The organism is Mesonia aestuariivivens (assembly GCF_019311235.1).
Taxonomy (GTDB): Bacteria; Bacteroidota; Bacteroidia; order Flavobacteriales; family Flavobacteriaceae; genus Mesonia; species Mesonia aestuariivivens.
In genome coordinates this window covers 1-1,488 of sequence record NZ_JAHWDF010000050.1, presented here as the reverse complement: position 1 = coordinate 1,488, position 1,488 = coordinate 1, and the positions used below count along the sequence as shown (strand labels likewise).

Here is a 1,488-nt window from a genome sequence, read left to right as displayed (position 1 = left end):
GAAAATAGAAAAAATGACTATCTTTAAAACACCGATGGGCTGCTTAAAACTCACATATTTACCTGCCGAAAGGCACGGCCGACCAGAAAATACGCTACACGTTGTAAAGAGCGGAAGCTCGCGCGAGCGATCTGGAGAGTGGATGTGGTTTACTACTGACCCAATGGCGGAGAAATACCCAGGGTGGTCTCCGTACAACTATACTTTACAGAACCCGGTGAAGTTTATTGACCCCGATGGGAATGCTCCACAGGAATATCCCATTATAAGAATTACTAAACAAAAAACAGGACAAACTGCTACACAGAGAGTATTGGGTTATGTTGCACCTGGAACAACAACACAGGCTGATTTATACAATGTAGTAGTGACAGATACCGAGGATTCTAATTTTAGAATGGAATTTTCAATCACTAGGGATGCTTGGACTGTAGAACGAGGAAGCTCTACAGCCTCTAATGCAGCCTTTGAGCCTAAGGATGGTAATAAAAATCATTATACTGGAAAAGTAATGCCAAATGGATATCCACAAGGAAATGACACTGAAGCGTTAAAGTTGACTCAATATGGTTCCGAAGTCATGCATGCTGAACCTAATGAAACTTCAGTAAATATGGGATATAGAAATGAGAAAGATGTAGCTGCAGGGGTAATGATACACGTAGGAGGAAATTATAATAAGTATGGTGAAAATGGGGTTGCAGCGTCTGAAGGTTGTTTTGGTATTTGTAATCCAGGAAATTCAAGTTCCAATCAATCTAACACGTATAGCAATAATATTCTCAATGCAATACAAAATCAAGCAGATAAGAGTGAAACTAATCCAGGACATATTAGAGTAATAATTGAAAAAAGAGAAGGAAATGAATACCCTACAACTAAAGAACTTAATTAGAACTTATTCAATGTTATTATTTATGTTGTTACTTTTTAGTTGTAACGCACAAAAAGAAGAACCTCGGATAGTAGAAATAAGCTCTGGGGTTCTAGTGAGTGGCGAAAATTATATGTACGATAATAATTCATTATTTTATTTAGGCGGAAATAAGTACTCATTAAGGCACAAAGCCTTATATGATATAAATGGGGCATTAATAAAGCTTTTGTTATATAAATCAGAGGGTGAAATAGAATATAATAGAAAAGAGATTTTGGAAGATGAAAAACTTATTGAATATACAGGCTTCCCTCTAAAACAAAATTGGGTATATAAGAAAAATAAATTGGTGGATGAAAATGGTAAAATTAAAATAGATAAAGAAATAGACAATTTTTTAATAGTAGATAAAGATAGAATAACAACTTTTTATAAAGTATCAAATTAGTAATGTAGTAAAGAGTTGCTATTAAAATAGAAAAATAATCCCTGCAAGGTTAAAATTGCGGGGTTTATTGTTTACATAATACTTTGGAGCTTGGTCTGTTTAAGGAAGGAATCTAACAGTTCCATCACGACATTTTTTTTATCTTCCGGCAGTTTTTGGATAT

At 34.6% G+C, this 1,488-nt stretch carries 2 protein-coding genes; both read left to right on the top strand.

Annotation, left to right across the window (positions count from 1 at the left end; genetic code table 11):
* Window positions 1-895, top strand: an 895-nt coding sequence (locus tag KW502_RS15210; protein WP_500793361.1) for an RHS repeat-associated core domain-containing protein, incomplete at its 5' end; no start/stop codon positions are given.
* Window positions 864-1,325 (top strand): hypothetical protein, encoded by a 462-nt coding sequence (locus KW502_RS15205; protein ID WP_219041399.1) that lies wholly within the window; start codon window positions 864-866, stop codon window positions 1,323-1,325. The genes KW502_RS15210 and KW502_RS15205, both read left to right, overlap by 32 nt.
* The last annotated feature ends 163 nt before the right edge of the window (window positions 1,326-1,488 follow it).